Annotated in this window: 2 protein-coding genes; one reads left to right on the forward strand and one right to left on the reverse strand. The window is 77.7% G+C overall.

Annotation, left to right across the window (positions count from 1 at the left end; translation table 11 throughout):
• Window positions 1-461 (forward strand): SLATT domain-containing protein (locus FOE67_RS25700; protein ID WP_182667215.1); only part of this gene is annotated, 461 nt, incomplete at its 5' end.
• 216 nt (window positions 462-677) lie between these two features.
• Here the strand turns inward: FOE67_RS25700 and FOE67_RS25705 are convergent.
• Window positions 678-1,328 carry a putative DNA-mimic protein gene (locus tag FOE67_RS25705; protein ID WP_182667216.1) on the reverse strand — a complete coding sequence of 217 codons (651 nt, stop codon included), beginning with the start codon at window positions 1,326-1,328 and terminating at the stop codon, window positions 678-680.
• Window positions 1,329-1,414: the final 86 nt, after the last annotated feature.

Raw genomic sequence — 1,414 nt, forward strand, 5'->3', positions numbered from 1 at the left:
GGGTGGGTCCGTGGGGGTATCCGCTGCTGCTGGGCGCCGTGGCCTGCCTGGCCTGCGACCGCTGGTTCGGCCTGACCTCCGGGTGGATGCGGGACGTGGCCACGGCGCAGGCGGTGCAACGACGGCTGGAGGCGCTGCGGTACGAGTGGGCGACGGAGAGCGTGCGCGAGGCGCTGGGGCCGACGGAGGGGACGGCGGGCGAGGCGGCCGAGCGCTGCCTGGGCGTGCTGCGGCGTTTCTCCGAGGACGTCACGGAGCTGGTGCGCGCCGAGACCGCCGACTGGATGTTGGAGTTCCGGGGCGGGGGGGCCGCGCTGCTGACGCAGACCGCCGCCGTGACCGGGGCGGCCGGCCGGGAGGAGGGCCCGACCCGGGTCGGGGCGGGGCGGTTCCCGTCCCCGCCGCCCGGGGCGCGGCCCACCATGCCGCGCCAGCGGCCCCCGGAGGGTCCCCGCCTGTAGGGCGTGCCGAACGGCGGGCGCGCCGCCGGGGCGCGGTGGGCACGGGGAACGCGCCGCGTCGGGCGCGCGGACAGCGACACGCGCCCCGGGGCGCGTTCCCGCCGTGGCGACAGCGGCACCGCACCCCGACGCGCCCCCTCCGCACGACCGCGGCCCGCGCGCACCGCCCGGGCTCCCCCGCCCCCTCCGGGCGGGGGCCGGGTCGGGGAAAGGCGCTCAGCCGAAGACGATCATCGACCCCTGGGCGAGGCTGCGGGTGGCGGCGGCGTGCAGCCCCAGCCACACGTGCCGCTCCCCCGCGAACGGCCCGGCCTCGTGCAGTGGAGCCGCCGCCGGCTCGTCCAGCGAGGTCGGCCGGGCGGGCGCCGGCGGGGCCGCCGGCGGGTTGGCCGGGTCGATCCCGATGGCGGGGGCCACGGCCTCCAACTCCCGCAGCAGGCCGTGCGAGGAGCCCAGCGGCCCCCCACCCGCCAGCAGCGCGTCGGTGACCAGGGGACGCGGGAAGTCGACCGGGACGTACGCCCCGGCGTGGTCGAAGTGCCAGACGAGGTGCGAGCGTTGGGCCGCCTCCTCGAACATCTCCAGCAGTTGCTGGTAGTCGCCGTCCATACGCTCCGCCGGTTCCACCGGCAGCCCGCTGATCGACAACAGGTAGGCGCGGCGCAGCAGGTGCAGCGCGGCGTAGTCGAACCCCGCCACCGGCGCCACCTCACCGGTCATGCCCGGCATGTAGGCGTAGACGGGGACGGTGGGCAGGCCCGCGTCGGTCAGGGCACGGTCGAAGTCGGCGAGTTCGTCGGCGAAGGGGTTGTCGGGGCTGTGGCACAGCACATCGACGAGGGGGACCAGCCACAGGTCACAGGCCACGTAACGGCTCTCTCTCGCGGGGATCCTCGGAACGGACGGACGGGCGCGGGCGGGGCCGGGGGCCGCGCACCCGGGCGGGGCCAGCG

Source organism: Streptomyces calidiresistens (assembly GCF_014141525.1).
Taxonomy (GTDB): domain Bacteria; phylum Actinomycetota; class Actinomycetes; order Streptomycetales; family Streptomycetaceae; genus Streptomyces; species Streptomyces calidiresistens.